This is a genomic window from Escherichia sp. KTE114, assembly GCF_000407765.1.
Lineage (GTDB): Bacteria > Pseudomonadota > Gammaproteobacteria > Enterobacterales > Enterobacteriaceae > Escherichia > Escherichia ruysiae.
The window spans coordinates 2,858,870-2,877,884 of the sequence record NZ_KE136626.1 but is presented as its reverse complement, the minus strand read 5'-3'; the positions used below and the strand labels follow the sequence as shown (position 1 = coordinate 2,877,884).

General features: G+C 49.4%; 16 protein-coding genes. 8 read left to right on the top strand and 8 right to left on the bottom strand.

Annotated features, from left to right (window positions below; translation table 11 throughout):
• Window positions 1-78: 78 nt before the first annotated feature.
• The 7 genes from WC5_RS07565 to WC5_RS07595 form a co-directional block, all read right to left on the bottom strand.
• Window positions 79-789: a fimbrial chaperone gene (locus tag WC5_RS07565; protein WP_010348853.1), complete on the bottom strand. Its 711-nt coding sequence runs from the start codon at window positions 787-789 to the stop codon at window positions 79-81.
• Window positions 782-1,297 (bottom strand): fimbrial protein, encoded by a 516-nt coding sequence (locus tag WC5_RS07570; RefSeq protein ID WP_000919390.1) that lies wholly within the window; start codon window positions 1,295-1,297, stop codon window positions 782-784. The genes WC5_RS07565 and WC5_RS07570 overlap by 8 nt, the downstream gene beginning before the upstream one ends.
• 7 nt (window positions 1,298-1,304) lie before the next feature.
• On the bottom strand, window positions 1,305-1,847 hold the full coding sequence (locus WC5_RS07575; protein ID WP_016231655.1) for a fimbrial protein: 543 nt from the start codon (window positions 1,845-1,847) through the stop codon (window positions 1,305-1,307).
• An 11-nt stretch (window positions 1,848-1,858) separates the two neighbouring features.
• Window positions 1,859-2,917: a fimbrial protein gene (locus WC5_RS07580; RefSeq protein ID WP_001166724.1), complete on the bottom strand. Its 1,059-nt coding sequence runs from the start codon at window positions 2,915-2,917 to the stop codon at window positions 1,859-1,861.
• A complete protein-coding gene (locus tag WC5_RS07585) occupies window positions 2,908-5,508 on the bottom strand; it encodes a fimbrial biogenesis usher protein (protein WP_016231654.1) in 2,601 nt (866 codons plus the stop codon). The genes WC5_RS07580 and WC5_RS07585 overlap by 10 nt, the downstream gene beginning before the upstream one ends.
• A gap of 24 nt (window positions 5,509-5,532) precedes the next feature.
• On the bottom strand, window positions 5,533-6,234 hold the full coding sequence (locus WC5_RS07590; RefSeq protein ID WP_016158009.1) for a fimbrial biogenesis chaperone: 702 nt from the start codon (window positions 6,232-6,234) through the stop codon (window positions 5,533-5,535).
• Between the two features lie 82 nt (window positions 6,235-6,316).
• On the bottom strand, window positions 6,317-6,859 hold the full coding sequence (locus tag WC5_RS07595; protein ID WP_000750302.1) for a fimbrial protein: 543 nt from the start codon (window positions 6,857-6,859) through the stop codon (window positions 6,317-6,319).
• 355 nt (window positions 6,860-7,214) lie between these two features.
• Here WC5_RS07595 and ssuE point away from each other — a divergent pair, with 355 nt between their 5' ends.
• The 5 genes from ssuE to ssuB are packed head-to-tail and all read left to right on the top strand — an operon-like array spanning window position 7,215 to window position 11,451.
• Window positions 7,215-7,790 carry an NADPH-dependent FMN reductase gene (gene ssuE / locus WC5_RS07600; RefSeq protein WP_001263941.1) on the top strand — a complete coding sequence of 192 codons (576 nt, stop codon included), beginning with the start codon at window positions 7,215-7,217 and terminating at the stop codon, window positions 7,788-7,790.
• On the top strand, window positions 7,783-8,742 hold the full coding sequence (gene ssuA, locus WC5_RS07605) for an aliphatic sulfonate ABC transporter substrate-binding protein SsuA (RefSeq protein ID WP_001244253.1): 960 nt from the start codon (window positions 7,783-7,785) through the stop codon (window positions 8,740-8,742). Before ssuE ends, ssuA begins: the two co-directional genes overlap by 8 nt.
• On the top strand, window positions 8,739-9,884 hold the full coding sequence (gene ssuD, locus WC5_RS07610; protein WP_000055822.1) for an FMNH2-dependent alkanesulfonate monooxygenase: 1,146 nt from the start codon (window positions 8,739-8,741) through the stop codon (window positions 9,882-9,884). Before ssuA ends, ssuD begins: the two co-directional genes overlap by 4 nt.
• An 11-nt stretch (window positions 9,885-9,895) precedes the next feature.
• Window positions 9,896-10,687 (top strand): aliphatic sulfonate ABC transporter permease SsuC, encoded by a 792-nt coding sequence (gene ssuC, locus WC5_RS07615; RefSeq protein ID WP_000235200.1) that lies wholly within the window; start codon window positions 9,896-9,898, stop codon window positions 10,685-10,687.
• Window positions 10,684-11,451 carry an aliphatic sulfonates ABC transporter ATP-binding protein gene (gene ssuB, locus WC5_RS07620; RefSeq protein ID WP_016231653.1) on the top strand — a complete coding sequence of 256 codons (768 nt, stop codon included), beginning with the start codon at window positions 10,684-10,686 and terminating at the stop codon, window positions 11,449-11,451. The genes ssuC and ssuB overlap by 4 nt, the downstream gene beginning before the upstream one ends.
• A gap of 89 nt (window positions 11,452-11,540) precedes the next feature.
• Here the strand turns inward: ssuB and pepN are convergent, their stop codons facing one another.
• On the bottom strand, window positions 11,541-14,153 hold the full coding sequence (gene pepN, locus WC5_RS07625) for an aminopeptidase N (RefSeq protein ID WP_000193882.1): 2,613 nt from the start codon (window positions 14,151-14,153) through the stop codon (window positions 11,541-11,543).
• A gap of 265 nt (window positions 14,154-14,418) precedes the next feature.
• Here pepN and pncB point away from each other — a divergent pair, with 265 nt between their 5' ends.
• From pncB to ompF, 3 genes are all read left to right on the top strand, one after another.
• Complete coding sequence (pncB, locus tag WC5_RS07630) at window positions 14,419-15,621, top strand: nicotinate phosphoribosyltransferase (protein ID WP_010349583.1); 1,203 nt, start codon at window positions 14,419-14,421, stop codon at window positions 15,619-15,621.
• Window positions 15,622-15,789: 168 nt separating this feature from the next.
• On the top strand, window positions 15,790-17,190 hold the full coding sequence (gene asnS, locus WC5_RS07635) for an asparagine--tRNA ligase (RefSeq protein WP_000117892.1): 1,401 nt from the start codon (window positions 15,790-15,792) through the stop codon (window positions 17,188-17,190).
• A gap of 601 nt (window positions 17,191-17,791) precedes the next feature.
• A complete protein-coding gene (gene ompF, locus WC5_RS07640) occupies window positions 17,792-18,862 on the top strand; it encodes a porin OmpF (RefSeq protein ID WP_000977931.1) in 1,071 nt (356 codons plus the stop codon).
• The last annotated feature ends 153 nt before the right edge of the window (window positions 18,863-19,015 follow it).

The window sequence follows — 19,015 nt, the reverse complement described above, 5'->3', positions numbered from 1 at the left end:
GTGCGTATTATGTGCGAGTTCGGATCAAAAGGGAATTGACCTGTGGCAAAAAAAGCGCAAACGTTTTCTGAACCTGTTTTAGGGCAGATTTTGCTCCTTCTTTTCACTCAAACCGCCGTAATCATTTATCGTCCGCCAGGAGACCTGGCACTGTGCCACTGACTGGCACCAACTTGTCTGACGCTGACTTTTAGGAGCCACAACCCCCGCGTTGCTTAGCGGTTGACCATTTACGCTAACCTGAATCAAGTTGATGTAGTAAGGCGTGGGGTTAATCAGTTGCACCCCCTGCGAAGTCCGTGACCAGCGTAATTGTTGATAAGCCTCCAACGGATCGCCTTGCAAACCTTCGGGTCGCCAGAACAGTTTAAATACTGAACGCATCGCCACTTTCACGCTTTGATTTTCCACTTTGCCAGAAGGCACGCTGGCAATGCTTAATTCGAATAGCGTTTCACGATCCGCAGGTAATAAATTGCTTTCAGTTTTCAGCAAGCGCAACGTTCCTGTGGTTCCCGGCTTCAACAGAAAAAGCGGCGGAGCTGCCAGTAATGGTGCTGATGTGGCAGGTGCATCTCCCCCCGCCCAGCGTACAGGGCGATTAATTTTACTGTTGATAAGCCAGGATTCCTGACTGGTATTGGTCAGTGAAATCGAAATCGATTCTCTGTCAGCAGGAAAGACAAATCGCGTTCCCCCAACCACAACCCCCGCCTGTAACTCTCCCGCTACCAGCAGGAGTAAGACGACAAAAATAGACAGCGTAAATCTGTTCCAGATATTAGTCATAATGAAGTACAAATGTCGCGCTGGCACTCACATTGCCCGACTGCACACCGCCACCGACAGGTCGCAGTTGCGCATAAAACGTTAATGGCACATTACCGCTATGTAAGCTGTAGTCTTTGCTCGCCTGATTAAGCGGTATCAATATTTTCGCATCATCCAGAATCGCAATAGCCAGCCCACTGGCTGCATCCGTACCACTTTCAATGGACAGCATTTCGCTCTGCATTCCGTCGGGTATTCCTGAAAAGGTGACGTCTACCGTGCTGACATCTGTTCCGCAATCCTGCAAATTAATCATGAAAGATTTCTCCGGACCATAATTCCCATGAGAAAAACGCGTCAGCGAGACATCACCTAACGGTACATTAATTTGCTTGCTATCCTGTGCCAGTACGCACGTGTTACGGCGAAACGATCCACTGATGTTTACCGTGCCATCATGAGCAAACACCGTGCCGCCTCCCGTTAATCCCAGCAAACACAGAATCAAGATTATCCGTTTCAACATCACTCCTTCACTGGTAAACCAGATCAAAATACAGGACAGCAGTCGCATTACCGCCCGTTGCTCCCGTCTTTGTAGACTTGTAACGCAGTTGATACTTGAGTGTGTTATCCCCTGCTTTTAAGGGGGTGAGCGGCTGAACCTGGTTGAGCGGGATTTCTTGCTGGGTTTGTGCATCGAGAATTTGCACGGCAATCCCCGTTGCCATTCCACCGCTTCCGCCTGTGTCGGTTAATTTGAGTAATGTCGGTGCAAGGGAATCAGCTTCGCCGCTAAAAAGGACATCCGCGCCAGTAATACCAGCGGCACAGCCGGTAATATCAATATTCAAATCAGCAGCAGTGCTTACGGTATTCGCGGTCTGAAAATCGCTGATATTAAAATCACCAATATGGATATTTTGTAATGCGCTTTTAGTAGAGACATCGCAGCCCTGATCGACCACATTGCCATAAATATGCATACTGACCTGCTCAGGTCCAGCCGTCCCGACATGTGCATTAAGCAGAGTCAACGACAAGACAACATACTGAATTATTGTATTTTTCTTCATGTATTCACGCGTCAGTCAAAGTTTATTCTTACCGTCGCCGTGGCTTCAAAGCGCCCGGTTTCCGGTGGTACGCCCGTCGTGCTGACCGGATAAACATTCATTCGCGCGATACTGTCCGCATCATCAGGAATTGAGAGCGGTAGCGTTCCTCCTGACGGGGAAATAATATTGTTCTGGCTGTCAGTGACTACAACACCGACACCGGGACGTGAAGTCTTAATCGCCTGGGGATAATTGGGATCGCTGGTTGCCGTCAGACTTAAATTAACGTTAACCAGTCCGGAGTTTCCGGTATTACACCTGACAGGAATCGATAGACCTGCGGTATTGGCTCCCAGTGGTTTATGACCCACAACCCGAAAGTTAGCGGCAAATACATCCCCCAAATCCACTTCGATGGTCTCTCCGGCGTTAACAGAGCATGATTCCAAAGAATTGATAGTACCTGACAGGTAATACACCAGAACCGGTGTACCTGTGGCCGTACAGGAATTACCTGCGGGTATGTTGTAACATTCGAATAATCGCGCCAGCGCCATCGGCGGAATGGTTACCGAACCGACAAACGGCTGTAATATTTTCAGGGAAAAACTCCCGCTATTGCCGCTTGCTCCCTGGCCACCTAATCGTTGCCCACCAGGATCGCAAATATGCCATCGGTTGTCAGACCCTGTACCAATATTTTCAAACGGTACTGCAGTTGGAGAATTCCCTTTCACCTGGAGCAATACCTTAGCCGCCAGATAGTCGTTGATTTTGTACCAGCTGTCGCCTAAATAGGGTAACGGTGAATCAGCAGCGAATGCCCACAGGCCACTTCTGACATTGTCTTTATCGCAATCACAGGAAACATAATAATCATTCGATTCGTTCCACTGATAAAATTTATCTTTGACAACTCCTGCTGTATTTTCTTCTTCGTCGAGAGTTTTAACGCCAAAATTAACGCCAATATAAGGGTTCCCCTGCGTAACATGGCACTGTCCGGTATAAGCAGCGGCTTGAGCGCCCCAAAGTATTAACACGGCAGCAAAAATCAGTCGTAATAATGAAATAGAATTTATCTGCATATGGCCTCCATACGCGTAATCGCTGAGTTAATTTGCTGTTCGGTTAGTTGATAACTTATTCGGCAAGCCTGATCGGAAGCTTCGCCCCAGCGTACGGTTATCGTTCCCTTCGCCGGTAAACCTGACATATAGAGCGAACCATCATCATCAATAATGCCGCTATTTGTCTGTACGCCATCCAGTGTTGCCATCGCGCCAAAGCGCAGCGGCATACCCTGCTTTGATGTTTTCATTAATACTCTGGCCCCAACATGGGCACTGAATTGCGCCAATACCAGCGCCCCTTTGGTGGGCACCACGTTTACCACTGCATTTTCAATATCCACATTACGTCTCAACGACGCGGCATCGAGCGCAATGCGATTTTCCCGGTAAGAAGTGGCATAAGGGACAACGGTATAGCCGCGCCAGTCGGTTTTCAGGCCAGTGCTATTTGCTACCCGGGTATTTTCTGCGCCCGGAGCAGCAATCAAAACATTTGTTTCGCCCAATGATTGACCCAACGTAATACCGTGCGAATGGGCAACTAAACCGCCTGAAAGTGCATAATTAAGCTGTTGCTGTCGGGCATTATCGCTGTAGTTATATCCCACTCGGGCATCACCAAACGCACCTTTGTAATCCATGCTGGCGCTGCCGTTGGCGGTTTTTCCTTCGCTGTTATAACCCTGTTGCACGCTATAACTCAGATTACCGTCGTCGAGTAATGTCTCCGTTAAACCCAGGTTTTGCGTTATATGTCCCTCGTTATCGACGCTGGTATTTGAGGTCACCCAGGCGTAATTCTTTTTCGCGGTATAGCTATCATTAGTCTTTGGAAGCAATAAACTGAACGGTAAGGAAAAATTCAGCGCAAATACCTGGTCGGCTTCAGGCTGGCCACGTGATTTACTGTAGTTCCACGATAGTCCCAGGGAAACATCTTTAATTTGCGTGTTATAACCAAACTGTAATAACCGATCCTGTTGATTCGTATGCCAGTATGTCTGCTGACTGCCGCTTAAATAAAACGAACCGTACTCGCCTAATTGCTGGGAGATATTGAGCTGAAGTTTGCCGCGTTTGGTGTAATACAAATTGTAATAACGCGACCACATCGGCGTGTCTTCGTCATCACCGTCATTAAATTCGTAACCATCCATGTGTTTATACATGGTGTCGGAAAGTGTGTAGAAACCGGAAGTAGAATAGCGATAGCCCATCAACTGAAAATTAGTGCCAAACTGGTTAAGCGTTTTGGCATACAGGAAACGATACGACTGACCTTTATGTTCACTTTGATCTGCCAGTGTACTCTTCGCCTGGGTTGCATCGAACGAAATTGCCCCGAAATCGCCGAGGTTAAACCCCATGCCAAACATCGCAGCACGGTAATATTCAGCATATTGCCCACCGCCATACCAGGTCATTCCCCACGGCCCACCCCATTGCAGCGTAGCCTGAGCAAATTTACTTTCTTGTTGGTCATTGCTATTGGTTCTGTATTTCGCCAGTGTCACCGCGTATTTGATTCGCCCCTGACGCTGGAGCAATGGCACGCTGGAAAAAGGTACGCTGTAACTATTGACGCTGCCGTCAGCTTCTTTAATTTCAACCAGCAAATCACCACTAGACGACGTGGAATAGAGATCACTAATTTCAAAAGCACCAGGCGAAACATAGGTTTGGTAGATGGTATAGCCGTTTTGTTTAATTGTTATCTGAGCATTGCTTTTTGCGATACCACGCACCACTGGCGCAAAGCCTTTCAAACTGTCTGGCAGCATGTTGTCATCTGACGCCAGTTGCACGCCACGAAAGCTGACGCTATCGAAAAAATCGCCTACTGTATAATCATCACCCACGGTCAATTCGCCTTTTAATGGAATAACTGCCCGCTGCAGGTAGCTGCTGAGATTCTTCCATTCTGCGGGTTGTCCGCTACTACGACTCCATGTTGAATTGTTGCGCAATCTCCACGAACCTAAATTCACGCCACTGTTTAAATTCAGAAAATAGCTGTCACCAGAATCACTGCTTGTACTGCTGTGAATGCTGTTAGCACCGCTAAATGAATATCCCAGTAATAGCGCGTTGATCCCTTCATCCCAACGTTCAGGGGGAACGTAGCCACGAGCGTTACTTTTGATGGCGATTTGCGGTACTGAAATTTCCAGACGGAGTTTATTCACATCAAAGGTCACGCTGGCATCGGGAATAATTTCCGTCAACGGCGCGCACGCTTGTTTGTCCAGTTGTTTAAAAGCCGGAAACGCGTCAGTATTCACGCCCATTGCATCCAGGCTTTCAGTCGTTAAACAGGCAGCAATCCCCTTCTCTGGCGTTATCTCAACAAAATTGACGTTGCGCGTATCTACAATTGTCTGGTTCAGAACAATATCGACACGATAAACCCCTGGCGTTATTTTTTGTCCTTTTTCGAAACGGGACAAATCGGCCACCATTGAGGGATCATCTTTGAAAAAGGCAGGATCGAACCAGGTTTCAGCTTGTGCATTGAACGCCGCCGACACAAACACCACCAGCCCACCAATAAACGATGGCACTCCACCAGAGCTTAACAGGCTGTGTTGTCGTTGAGTTCTATGCATCTCGCTCTCTTAACTGAAGACGACTTACGATTTACAGTTGAGTTGCGGCGTTTCCGCCCCATAGTCATTGATTGTTTGGTACGTTACGCTGCTGTTTTTGGCTCCCTTAGGCAGAGAGAATTGATATTTATCAACGGGGGAGATCATTTGATTTTTAACCGTTTTCCCACCTATTTTCAGGTTTGTAAGGGTAATGAAGTAAGGCGTTGGATTACTGACTGTAATCACGTCGGCTGACGAGGTGCAACGCAGTTTTGCCGGAGCCTCACTAACGGAATACGGTAAACCTTTTGGTCGCCAGAACAGTTTGATAACACTTTGCGTGGCAATCTTCAGGGTATTGCCCTCTTCCCGCTTTGTTGTGGCAGGAACGGCACGCACACTGGTATAGAAAAGGCTTTCCCTGTCTTTTGCTAACGGTGCACCAATATACATAATGCGTAACAGATTCTCATTTGCCGGATTCAGCACAAATAGCGGTGGCGTAATAATAAAATCTGCTGATTTTTTATTATCCGGCGTCATCACCCATGACTGAATAAGATAAGAAACATCAGGACTGGTGTTACGCACGCCAAGTGAAATTTGTTCTTCACTTTCAGAATAAACCAGACGCGTGGCGGCAAGTCCTACCCCACCTTTACCTGCGGCCCAGACGGACATACAGTTTAGTAATATTACCGTTAAACTTACGGTCACAATTCCCTTTGTTATGCAAGTTTTCATAAATAGGTGCTCTTAAAAAATATGAATATCCCCTCCAGAATACTGGAGGGGTACTAATTAATAAAACAATTAATGAGTTCTATTAATAATAGTTAATATGGAAATCAGTTACCGCATTAACATTACCTGAAGTCGCTTTACCCGTAGCGATATAATCAACTTTAAAGGTCACTGTTTGCTCAGCAGAATCCGCTAACTGAATATTTTCAGTTTCCGTACCGGGAGTCACTGTTGTAGTACCATCCGGCATATACATTTGTAGAGCGACATTAGTCGCTGCATCGGTAGAAGCCTGGTTGGCGAATGCTGTAGTCTGTGTGGCGTCAGCCGTACCGCTAAAGGTGAAAGCAGCATTTTTAGTTACAGTAACATCACAGTCTTCTAATGCAATTGGTACATCAGTTTTTACACCAGAGACTGCGCCATTACTTTGCAACTTCGTTGCACTGACATTTGGCAATGTGACTATTGAATCTTTCGTCGCAGCGACCAGCGTGCAGGCAGGTGCGATGACTTTACCATTAAACGTTACTGTACCGTCCGTGATGGCATTATCATCAGCCGCCATAACGCTGGAAGTTGTACATACCACAGTTATAAACGCCGTCAATACACTTTTTTTCATCGTTATCATCCTGATTTCTTCGTAAATATGATAATGCCTATAAATGACATCGCATTTAATAATATCAATAATTGTCCGCTATTTAAACCGGGTCTATTCACCCAAATAAATGACATTTTCTTAACTTATAGATTTAGTGAATATAATTTCATGGTACTCATTGGCAATATATTGATTCAATATAAAACGACAGCCCAATAAATAAATACAAGTGATATTTTAATAACATCCTTTAGTTCATTTTTAGAAAAACATACACAAAAATTATATTTGGCATTTGCTTTTCCCTCCGACAGACTGAGCGAATTGTTATCAATGTTAACAAAACAAGAACAATTGGTTATAAGGAGAGAATATGCGTGTCATCACCCTGGCAGGAAGTCCTCGCTTTCCCTCTCGCTCCAGTTCTTTGCTGGAATATGCGCGAGAAAAATTGAATGGCCTGGATGTCGAGGTTTATCACTGGAATCTGCAAAACTTCTCCCCGGAAGATTTGCTTTATGCCCGTTTCGATAGTCCGGCACTCAAGACCTTCACCGATCAGTTGCAAGAGGCTGATGGGCTGATTGTCGCCACGCCCGTCTACAAAGCCGCCTATTCCGGCGCACTGAAAACGCTTCTCGACCTGCTACCAGAACGCGCACTGCAAGGAAAAGTGGTGTTGCCGCTGGCGACAGGTGGCACGGTGGCTCACCTGCTGGCGGTTGATTACGCACTTAAACCAGTTTTAAGCGCACTAAAAGCCCAGGAGATCCTACACGGCGTATTTGCCGATGACTCACAGGTGCTTGATTTCCAACATAAGCCGCAATTCACGCCGAATCTGCAATCCCGTCTTGATACCGCGCTCGATACCTTCTGGCAGGCGTTGCACCGCCGTGATGTCCAGGTTCCTGACCTTCTCTCTCTGCGAGGTAACGCCCATGCGTAATATTTTTAAACTGGTGCTGGTGGGATTATTCAGCGTCTCTACGCTCGCGATTGCTGCGGAGTCTTCTCCTGAAGCGTTACGGATAGGTTATCAGAAAGGCAGCATCAGCATGGTGCTGGCAAAAAGCCACCAGTTACTGGAAACACGCTATCCGCAAACCAAAATCTCGTGGGTTGAGTTTCCCGCTGGTCCGCAAATGTTGGAGGCGTTAAACGTCGGCAGTATCGATCTGGGCAGTACGGGGGACATTCCTCCAATCTTTGCTCAGGCCGCCGGTGCTGATTTGGTTTACGTCGGTGTCGAGCCGCCGAAACCAAAAGCCGAAGTGATTCTGGTGCCCGAAAACAGTCCGATCAAAACTGTGGCTGAACTAAAGGGCCACAAAGTCGCGTTTCAGAAAGGTTCAAGTTCGCACAACCTTTTACTGCGCGCACTGCAACAGGCCGGGCTTAAATTCACTGATATCCAGCCGACCTATCTGACGCCTGCCGATGCGCGCGCTGCATTCCAGCAGGGTAACGTCGACGCCTGGGCTATCTGGGATCCTTACTACTCTGCCGCGTTATTACAGGGCGGCGTGCGGGTGCTGAAAGATGGCACCGATCTCAATCAAACAGGATCGTTTTATCTGGCAGCCCGTCCCTATGCGGAAAAAAACGGCGCATTTATTCAGGGCGTACTGACAACCTTTAGCGAAGCTGATGCGTTAACCCGCAGCCAGCGCGAGCAAAGTATCTCTTTACTGGCAAAAACGATGGGCTTACCGGCACCGGTGATTGCCTCGTATCTGGATCATCGCCCCCCTACCACCATCAAACCCGTGAACGCCGAGGTTGCTGCTTTACAGCAACACACTGCCGACCTGTTTTATGAAAATCGTCTGGTGCCGAAAAAAGTCGATATCCGTCAACGCATCTGGCAACCCACTCAACTGGAAGGAAAACAATTATGAGTCTGAATATATTCTGGTTTTTACCCACGCACGGTGACGGTCATTATCTGGGAACGGAAGAAGGGTCTCGCCCGGTTGATCATGGGTATCTGCAACAGATTGCGCAAGCGGCGGATCGTCTTGGCTATACCGGCGTGCTGATCCCAACAGGCCGTTCCTGCGAAGATGCGTGGCTGGTGGCGGCATCGATGATCCCGGTGACGCAACGGCTTAAGTTCCTCGTCGCCCTACGCCCAAGTGTGACATCGCCTACCGTAGCCGCTCGCCAGGCTGCCACGCTTGATCGCCTCTCTAATGGACGCGCGTTGTTTAACCTGGTTACAGGCAGCGATCCGCAAGAGCTGGCAGGCGACGGCGTGTTTCTTGATCATAGCGAGCGTTACGAAGCCTCGGCGGAATTTACTCAGGTCTGGCGGCGGTTATTGCAGGGGGAAACCGTCGATTTCAACGGCAAACATATTCATGTGCGAGGAGCAAAACTGCTCTTTCCACCGATCCAACAGCCGTATCCTCCTCTTTACTTTGGCGGATCGTCCGACGTCGCTCAGGATCTGGCTGCCGAACAGGTTGATCTTTATCTTACCTGGGGCGAGCCGCCGGAGCGGGTAAAAGAGAAGATCGAACAAGTGCGAGAAAAAGCTGCCGCACATGGGCGCAAAATCCGTTTCGGTATTCGTCTGCATGTAATTGTCCGCGAAACCAACGACGAAGCCTGGCAGGCCGCCGAACGGTTAATCTCCCATCTTGACGATGAGACGATTGCCAAAGCACAAGAAGCGTTTGCCCGGACGGATTCCGTAGGTCAACAACGAATGGCGGCGCTGCATAACGGTAAGCGCGACAACCTGGAGATCAGCCCCAATTTATGGGCGGGTGTTGGCTTAGTGCGCGGCGGTGCCGGGACGGCGCTGGTGGGCGATGGGCCGACAGTCGCTGCGCGAATCAACGAATACGCCGCGCTTGGCATCGACAGTTTTGTACTTTCTGGCTATCCACATCTGGAAGAAGCGTATCGGGTTGGCGAGTTGTTGTTCCCACATCTGGATGTCGCCATCCCACAGATTCCCCAACCGCAGCCGCTGAACCTGCAAGGCGAAGCAGTGGCAAATGAGTTTATCCCACGTAAAGTCGCGCAAAGCTAAGGAACAAGATGATGGCAACGCCAGTGAAAAAGTGGTTATTGCGCGTTGCCCCCTGGTTTTTACCGGTGGGCATCGTGGCGGTGTGGCAACTGGCCTCGTCAGTTGGCTGGTTGTCGACGCGTATTTTGCCCTCACCGGAAGGGGTGGTGACGGCGTTCTGGACGCTCTCAGCCAGCGGCGAATTATGGCAGCATCTGGCGATCAGCTCCTGGCGGGCGCTAATCGGTTTTTCCATTGGCGGATCGCTGGGATTGATTCTGGGGCTGATTAGCGGTCTGTCGCGCTGGGGTGAGCGACTACTGGATACCTCAATTCAGATGTTGCGCAACGTGCCGCATCTGGCGCTGATCCCACTGGTGATTTTGTGGTTTGGCATTGATGAGTCCGCAAAGATTTTCCTGGTGGCGCTTGGCACGCTATTCCCCATTTATATCAACACCTGGCACGGGATCCGTAATATCGATCGCGGGCTGGTAGAGATGGCGCACAGCTATGGCTTATCCGGCGTGCCGCTGTTTATCCATGTGATCCTGCCCGGTGCCCTGCCCTCAATTATGGTCGGTGTGCGCTTTGCGTTAGGTCTGATGTGGCTGACGCTGATTGTTGCCGAAACCATTTCTGCTAATTCCGGCATTGGTTATCTGGCGATGAATGCGCGGGAGTTTCTGCAAACGGACGTGGTGGTAGTCGCCATTATTCTTTACGCCCTGCTCGGCAAACTTGCTGACGTCAGCGCCCAATTGTTAGAGCGCGTCTGGCTACGCTGGAACCCGGCTTATCATCTGAAGGAGGCCACGGTATGAATACTGCACGATTGAACCAGGGCACACCGCTATTGCTCAATGCGGTAAGCAAACATTACGCAGAAAATATCGTTCTGAATCAACTTGATCTACATATTCCGGCTGGTCAGTTTGTGGCTGTGGTCGGTCGCAGCGGCGGTGGTAAAAGTACTCTGCTGCGCCTGTTGGCGGGGCTGGAAACACCAACCGCAGGCGATGTGTTAGCGGGCACAACGCCACTTGCCGAAATTCAGGACGATACACGCATGATGTTTCAGGATGCCCGTTTACTGCCGTGGAAATCGGTGATTGATAACGTCGGGTTAGGCCTTAAAGGCCAGTGGCGCGATGCCGCGCGTCGGGCGTTGGCTGCGGTAGGATTGGAGAATCGGGCTGGGGAATGGCCTGCCGCACTTTCTGGCGGGCAAAAACAGCGTGTGGCACTGGCAAGAGCGTTGATTCATCGACCGGGTTTATTGTTGCTTGATGAACCGCTCGGGGCACTGGACGCCTTAACGCGACTGGAGATGCAGGATTTGATTGTGTCACTTTGGCAGGAGCACGGTTTTACCGTCTTGCTGGTAACGCATGATGTGAGCGAAGTGGTGGCGATGGCTGACCGGGTGCTGTTAATTGAAGAAGGAAAAATTGGTCTGGATTTGACGGTGGATATACCCCGTCCGCGCCGGTTAGGGTCGGTACGATTAGCGGAGCTGGAAGCGGAAGTGTTGCAGCGGGTGATGCAGCGTGGGCATTCTGAACAACCGATTCGGCGTCATGGTTAATATGCCGGATGCGGCGCATAAAACCAGCAGTTTCAACAGGTTTGTAGGCCTGATAAGACGCTGCAAGCGTCGCATCAGGCATGTTTGTATCAAGCCAGAGCTTTGGTGATTTTCTCGTACAGATCGCCAGAGAGATTTTCCAGCCCTTTCAACTGTTCCAGCGCCGCACGCATTTTTGCCTGACGTTTGGCATCGTAACGTTTCAGGCGAATTAGCGGCTCAATCAGGCGCGAAGCCACCTGCGGGTTACGGCTGTTCAGGTCGGTGAGCATTTCCACCAGGAACTGATAACCGCTGCCATCTTCGGCATGGAACGCAGCCGGGTTGCTGCCCGCAAACGCGCCAATCAACGAACGAATACGGTTCGGGTTGCTCATGGTAAATGAGCGATGCTGCAACAGACCGCGCACCGTCTCCAGCACATTCGCCGCCGGGCTGGTGGCTTGCAGGATAAACCATTTATCCATCACCAGACCGTCCTGATGCCACTTATCGTCGTATTCCTGCATCAGCGCATCACGGCATGGCAGCTGTGCGGCAACCGCCGCAGAAAGCGCCGCCAGCGCATCGGTCATATTGTTCGCTTCGTGGAACTGCTTGCTCACCAGCACGTCAGCCAGATGCGTTTCACCAAAAGCAAGGAAGCGCAGGCAGGCATTACGCAGAGTGCGTTTCGCAATATCTTCATGCTCAACACGGTACTCGCTCTGGTAATTCGCGTTGTAAATAGCCAGCAGCTCATCCGCCAGTTCAGTCGCCAGAGTACGAGTGAGTGCTTCTCGTACTTCGGCAATAGCAATCGGGTCGATGATATCGAACAGTTCAGCCATTTCATTGACAGAAGGCAGCGTCAGGATTTCTGCCGCCAGCGCCGGGTCAATCTTCTCATCGAGCAATACCGCACGGAAAGCATCTGCAACATGCACCGGCAGAGATAGCGGCTGCCCTTGCTGATGACGGGCAACGTTCAGTTTGATGTAGGTTGCAAGCAGGCTTTGTGCCGCATCCCAGCGAGAGAAATCATTACGCGCATGGCGCATCAGGAAAGTCAGTTGCTGGTCGCTCCACTTATATTCCAGTTTCACCGGCGCAGAAAATTCGCACAGCAGCGCAGGCACAGGCTGGAAGTAGACGTTATCGAAGACAAAGGTCTGTTCCGCCTGGGTGACATTCAATACCGGATTGACCGGATGGCCACCCTTCTGCAACGGAATCACTTTGCCTTCGTTGTCATACAATTCAATAACAAACGGAATATGCAGTGGCTGTTTTTCTGCCTGATCCGGCGTGGCTGGTGTGCGCTGGCTGATGGTCAGAGTGTACTGCTCGGTTTCCGGATTGTAGTCGTCTTTAACGGTCACAATCGGCGTACCGGACTGACTGTACCAGCGACGGAAATGGGAAAGATCGACATTTGACGCATCTTCCATCGCCTGAACGAAATCGTCGCAGGTCGCAGCACTACCATCATGACGCTCGAAATAGAGCTGCATCCCTTTCTGGAAGTTTTCTTCGCCCAGCAAGGTGTGGATCATACGAATCACTTCTGCGCCCTTTTCGTAAACGGTCAGAGTGTAGAAGTTGTTCATTTCAATGACCATATCCGGACGGATTGGGTGCGCCATCGGACTGGCATCTTCCGCAAACTGCAATCCGCGCATGGTGCGCACATTATTGATACGGTTTACCGCGCGGGAACCAAGGTCAGAGCTGAATTCCTGATCGCGGAAAACGGTCAATCCTTCTTTCAAACTGAGCTGGAACCAGTCGCGGCAGGTCACACGGTTACCGGTCCAGTTATGGAAATATTCATGGCCGATAACGCGTTCAATATCGAGGTAATCTTTATCGGTTGCGGTGTCGGTACGCGCCAGCACATATTTGGAGTTAAAGATGTTAAGACCTTTATTCTCCATTGCGCCCATGTTGAAGAAATCCACTGCAACGATCATATAGATGTCGAGGTCATACTCCAGGCCAAAGCGTTCTTCATCCCACTTCATGGAATTTTTCAGCGAGGTCATCGCCCACGGCGCGCGATCAAGATTGCCGCGATCGACATACAGCTCCAGCGCCACTTCGCGACCGGAGCGGGTAGTGAAGGTGTCGCGAAGTACATCGAAGTCACCAGCTACCAGCGCAAACAGATAGCTCGGTTTCGGGAACGGATCCTGCCACTGTACCCAGTGACGTCCGTTTTCCAGTTCGCCTTGCGCAACGCGGTTACCGTTGGAAAGCAGGAACGGGTATTTAGTTTTATCGGCAACAATTTTGGTGGTAAAACGCGCCAGCACGTCCGGGCGATCGAGATAGTACGTAATATGGCGGAAACCTTCAGCCTCACACTGGGTGCAGAGCGCATCGCCTGACTGATAAAGCCCTTCCAGCGCGGTGTTGGAGGCCGGGCTAATTTCATTAACAATCTTGAGCGTAAAACGTTCCGGTAAATTATTGATGATCAGTGCGCCCTCTTCTTTTTTCCAGGCTGTCCACGGCTCATCATTAATATGAATAGAGACCAGTTTAAGGTCTTCGCCGTCCAGACGAAGCGGAGCATCTGATGCACCATGACGGACAGCCTGGCTGATCGCGGTAACCACCGTCTTTTGCGCGTTCAGGTCAAAGGTCAAGTCAATATCAGTAATCTGGTAATCCGGCGCACGATAGTCGTGACGGTATTTGGCTTGTGGCTGTTGAGTCATAAATAACCTTTAGCATCTTTTATTGAGTCAGGTGTTCAGTCTATTCCTGTTGCATAAATCTCGCTACGCAGAATCTTCATCTTTTCAGGTACAAACGCTTTTATTGCTACATTTTTATAACATACAGGGCGCAATACCATCGACCATAAAGGTGGCATATGGTGTGATCGGGGTTCAATAAATTGCGAAACAAGGTATACTCCAGCAGTTCCTGAAGATGTTTATTGTACTAAACGCTCCCGTACGAGGACGCTACTGCGCACCTATGACACAATTCGCTTCTCCTGTTCTGCACTCGTTGCTGGATACAGATGCTTATAAGTTGCATATGCAGCAAGCCGTGTTTCATCACTATTATGATGTGCATGTCGCGGCGGAGTTTCGTTGCCGAGGTGACGATCTGCTGGGTATTTATGCCGATGCTATTCGTGAACAGGTTCAGGCGATGCAGCACCTGCGCCTGCAGGATGATGAATATCAATGGCTCTCTGCCCTGCCTTTTTTTAAGGCCGACTATCTCAACTGGCTACGCGAGTTCCGCTTTAACCCGGAACAGGTCACCGTCACCAACGATAACGGTAAGCTGGATATTCGTTTAACCGGCCCGTGGCGTGAAGTCATCCTCTGGGAAGTTCCTCTGCTGGCGGTCATCAGTGAACTGGTACATCGCTATCGCTCACCGCAGGCCGACGTTGCGCAAGCCCTCGATACGCTGGAAAGCAAATTAGTCGACTTTTCGGCATTAACCGCCGATCTCGAGATGTCGCGCTTCCATCTGATGGATTTCGGCACTCGCCGCCGTTTTTCCCGCGAAGTACAAGAAACCATCGTTAAACGTTTGCAACAGGAACCCTGGTTCGTTGGCACCAGTAATTACGATCTGGCGCGTCGGCTTTCCCTCACCCCTATGGGAACGCAAGCGCATGAATGGTTCCAGGCGCATCAACAAATCAGCCCGGATCTTGCCAATAGTCAGCGCGCCGCACTTGCTGCGTGGCTGGAAGAATATCCTGACCAACTTGGCATTGCGTTAACCGACTGCATTACTATGGATGCCTTTCTGCGTGATTTCGGCGTGGAGTTTGCCAGTCGTTACCAGGGGCTTCGCCATGATTCCGGCGACCCGGTTGAATGGGGCGAAAAAGCCATTGCACATTATGAGAAGCTGGGAATTGATCCGCAGAGCAAAACGCTGGTTTTCTCTGACAATCTGGATTTACGCAAAGCGGTCGAGCTTTATCGCCACTTCTCTTCCCGTGTGCAATTAAGCTTTGGTATCGGTACGCGCCTGACCTGCGATATACCCCAGGTCAAACCACTGAATATTGTGATTAAGCTGGTGGAGTGTAACGGTAAACCGGTGGCGAAACTTTCTGACAGTCCTGGCAAAACTATCTGCCATGACAAAGCGTTTGTCCGTGCGCTGCGTAAAGCGTTCGACCTTCCGCACATTAAAAAAGCCAGTTAATATCATCAGGGAGCCATAACGGCTCCCTTTTTTGCCTTTTATTCCGAAATCTTTTGTCCCATCTGCGAATTCTGCTTGTCTGATTGCAGATGCCAGGTAACATAGGTATCCCCCCATTGACGGGTGGACAAGTGTTTATTTTTTCCGACTATTAACAGAGAGAATATTATGAGCGTTGTGCCTGTAGCCGACGTACTCCAGGGCCGCGTAGCCGTTGACAGCGAAGTCACCGTGCGCGGATGGGTGCGTACCCGCCGAGATTCAAAAGCTGGCATCTCCTTCCTCGCCGTTTATGACGGTTCCTGCTTTGATCCTGTACAGGCTGTCATCAATAATTCTCTGCCCAATTACAATGAAGACGTCCTGCGTCTGACCACCGGTTGCTCGGTCATTGTGACGGGTAAAGTCGTGGCGTCGCCGGGCCAGGGGCAACAATTTGAAATTCAGGCCAGCAACGTTGAAGTTGCCGGCTGGGTTGAGGATCCAGACACTTACCCGATGGCAGCAAAACGCCACAGCATTGAGTATCTGCGTGAAGTCGCTCACCTGCGTCCACGTACCAACCTGATTGGTGCCGTTGCGCGCGTTCGCCACACGCTGGCACAGGCGCTGCATCGCTTCTTTAACGAGCAGGGATTCTTCTGGGTTTCAACACCACTGATTACCGCATCTGATACCGAAGGCGCTGGCGAAATGTTCCGCGTTTCAACGCTGGATCTGGAAAACCTGCCGCGTAACGATCAGGGCAAAGTCGATTTCGACAAAGACTTCTTCGGTAAAGAGTCTTTCCTGACCGTATCTGGTCAGTTGAACGGCGAAACCTACGCTTGCGCATTGTCCAAAATTTATACCTTTGGCCCGACTTTCCGTGCAGAAAACTCCAACACCAGCCGTCACCTGGCGGAATTCTGGATGCTGGAGCCGGAAGTGGCGTTTGCTAACCTGAACGATATCGCCGGTCTGGCTGAAGCCATGCTGAAATATGTCTTCAAAGCGGTTCTCGAAGAACGTGCTGACGACATGAAATTCTTCGCTGAACGCGTAGATAAAGATGCTGTCAGCCGTCTGGAACGCTTCATTGAAGCCGACTTTGCGCAGGTTGATTACACCGACGCGGTAACCATCCTTGAAAATTGCGGTAAGAAATTTGAAAACCCGGTTTACTGGGGCGTGGATCTCTCTTCCGAGCATGAACGTTACCTGGCAGAAGAACACTTTAAAGCGCCGGTCGTGGTGAAAAACTATCCGAAAGATATTAAGGCGTTCTATATGCGTCTTAACGAAGACGGTAAAACCGTTGCAGCAATGGACGTACTGGCACCGGGCATCGGTGAGATCATTGGTGGTTCCCAGCGTGAAGAGCGTCTGGACGTGCTGGACGAACGTATGCTGGAGATGGGTCTGAACAAAGAAGATTACTGGTGGTATCGCGATCTGCGTCGCTACGGTACTGTTCCGCATTCCGGTTTCGGTCTTGGTTTTGAACGCCTGATCGCCTACGTGACTGGTGTGCAAAACGTGCGTGACGTGATTCCGTTCCCGCGTACCCCGCGTAACGCCAGCTTCTAATTTAGTTTTTCCGAGAGCCAGCGCCCGCTGGCTCTTTTCTATTCCCTTCTGTCAAGTTATCTGTTTGTTAAGTCAATCAATCTATTTGCAACCCTGTCACAACAGCCTTCCTGTTACGGAATATTTCCACGTAACATTTGTGAACAAAAATAATCCGCATTCTTATTGCGGATTAGTTATTTCTTAGCCAATAGCACAATTTCCATAACTCTTATTGGCTTTCTGGATGTCTGAACGTGTGTTTTAGCGAAGCCACTGAGAGAAATCATCAGAGCGAAAATTTCCGTTTAGCTAAATTTAATATAAGGAAATCATATAAATAGATCAAACTCGCTGCAAATATCATTAAAGTCCAATGGAAATATGACGGCGTTCACAAAGTTCCTTAAAATTTACCTTTAGTTACATATTTTTTCTTTTTGTAACTATATCTTTATCTTTGTAGCACTTTCACGGTAGCGAAACGTTAGTTTGAATGGAAAGATGCCTGCAGATACATAAAGACACCAAACTTTCATCAATAGCTCCGTAAATATTTATTGACGAAACTTATTGACGGCAGTGGCAGGTGTCATAAAAAAAACCATGAGGGTAATAAATAATGATGAAGCGCAACATTCTGGCAGTGATCGTCCCTGCTCTGTTAGTAGCAGGTACTGCAAACGCTGCAGAAATCTATAACAAAGATGGCAACAAAGTAGATCTGTACGGTAAAGCTGTCGGTCTGCACTATTTTTCCAAGGGTAACGGTGAAAACAGTTACGGTGGCAATGGCGATATGACCTATGCCCGTCTTGGTTTTAAAGGGGAAACTCAAATCAATTCCGATCTGACAGGTTACGGTCAGTGGGAATACAACTTCCAGGGTAACAACTCTGAGGGTTCTGATGCCCAAAATGGCAACAAAACCCGTCTGGCGTTCGCTGGTCTGAAATTTGCTGATGCTGGCTCAATCGATTACGGTCGTAACTATGGTGTTGTTTATGATGCACTGGGTTACACCGATATGTTGCCAGAATTTGGTGGTGACACTGCATACAGCGATGACTTCTTCGTTGGTCGTGTTGGCGGCGTTGCAACTTACCGTAACTCCAACTTCTTTGGTCTGGTTGACGGCCTGAATTTCGCTGTTCAGTACCTGGGTAAAAACGAGCGTGACACCGCACGTCGTTCTAACGGCGACGGCGTTGGCGGCTCCATCAGCTACGAATTCGAAGGCTTTGGTATCGTTGGTGCTTATGGTGCCGCTGACCGTACCAACCTGCAGGAAGCTCAGCCTCTCGGCCAGGGTAAAAAAGCTGAACAGTGGGCTACTGGTCTGAAGTATGATGCAAACAACATCTACCTGGCAGCAAACTACGGTGAAACCCGTAACGCTACGCCGATCACTGGCGGCTTTGCCAACAAAACGCAAGACGTTCTGTTAGTTGCGCAATACCAGTTCGATTTCGGTCTGCGTCCGTCCATCGCTTACACCAAATCTAAAGCGAAAGACGTAGAAGGTATCGGTGATGTTGATCTGGTGAACTACGTTGAAGTGGGCGCAACCTACTACTTCAACAAAAACATGTCCACCTATGTTGACTACATCATCAACCAGATCGATTCTGACAACAAACTGGGCGTAGGTTCTGACGACACCGTTGCTGTGGGTATCGTTTACCAGTTCTAATAGCAGACCTCTTTGTTAAATGCCGAAAAAACAGGACTTTGGTCCTGTTTTTTTTATGCCTTCCAGAGCAATCTCACGTCTTGCAAAAACAGCCGGCGTTTTCATCAGTAATAGTTGGAATTTTGTAAATCTCCCGTTACCCTGATAGCGGAC

Coding starts and splice junctions, on each gene's coding strand:
- WC5_RS07570 (WP_000919390.1), bottom strand. CDS start 1,297: ATGTTGAAACGGATAATCTTGATTCTGTGTTTGCTGGGATTAACGGGA.
- ssuB (WP_016231653.1), top strand. CDS start 10,684: ATGAATACTGCACGATTGAACCAGGGCACACCGCTATTGCTCAATGCG.
- WC5_RS07575 (WP_016231655.1), bottom strand. CDS start 1,847: ATGAAGAAAAATACAATAATTCAGTATGTTGTCTTGTCGTTGACTCTG.
- ssuA (WP_001244253.1), top strand. CDS start 7,783: ATGCGTAATATTTTTAAACTGGTGCTGGTGGGATTATTCAGCGTCTCT.
- WC5_RS07565 (WP_010348853.1), bottom strand. CDS start 789: ATGACTAATATCTGGAACAGATTTACGCTGTCTATTTTTGTCGTCTTA.
- WC5_RS07580 (WP_001166724.1), bottom strand. CDS start 2,917: ATGCAGATAAATTCTATTTCATTATTACGACTGATTTTTGCTGCCGTG.
- ssuC (WP_000235200.1), top strand. CDS start 9,896: ATGGCAACGCCAGTGAAAAAGTGGTTATTGCGCGTTGCCCCCTGGTTT.
- ssuD (WP_000055822.1), top strand. CDS start 8,739: ATGAGTCTGAATATATTCTGGTTTTTACCCACGCACGGTGACGGTCAT.
- ompF (WP_000977931.1), top strand. CDS start 17,792: ATGATGAAGCGCAACATTCTGGCAGTGATCGTCCCTGCTCTGTTAGTA.
- WC5_RS07595 (WP_000750302.1), bottom strand. CDS start 6,859: ATGAAAAAAAGTGTATTGACGGCGTTTATAACTGTGGTATGTACAACT.
- pncB (WP_010349583.1), top strand. CDS start 14,419: ATGACACAATTCGCTTCTCCTGTTCTGCACTCGTTGCTGGATACAGAT.
- asnS (WP_000117892.1), top strand. CDS start 15,790: ATGAGCGTTGTGCCTGTAGCCGACGTACTCCAGGGCCGCGTAGCCGTT.
- WC5_RS07590 (WP_016158009.1), bottom strand. CDS start 6,234: ATGAAAACTTGCATAACAAAGGGAATTGTGACCGTAAGTTTAACGGTA.
- ssuE (WP_001263941.1), top strand. CDS start 7,215: ATGCGTGTCATCACCCTGGCAGGAAGTCCTCGCTTTCCCTCTCGCTCC.
- pepN (WP_000193882.1), bottom strand. CDS start 14,153: ATGACTCAACAGCCACAAGCCAAATACCGTCACGACTATCGTGCGCCG.
- WC5_RS07585 (WP_016231654.1), bottom strand. CDS start 5,508: ATGCATAGAACTCAACGACAACACAGCCTGTTAAGCTCTGGTGGAGTG.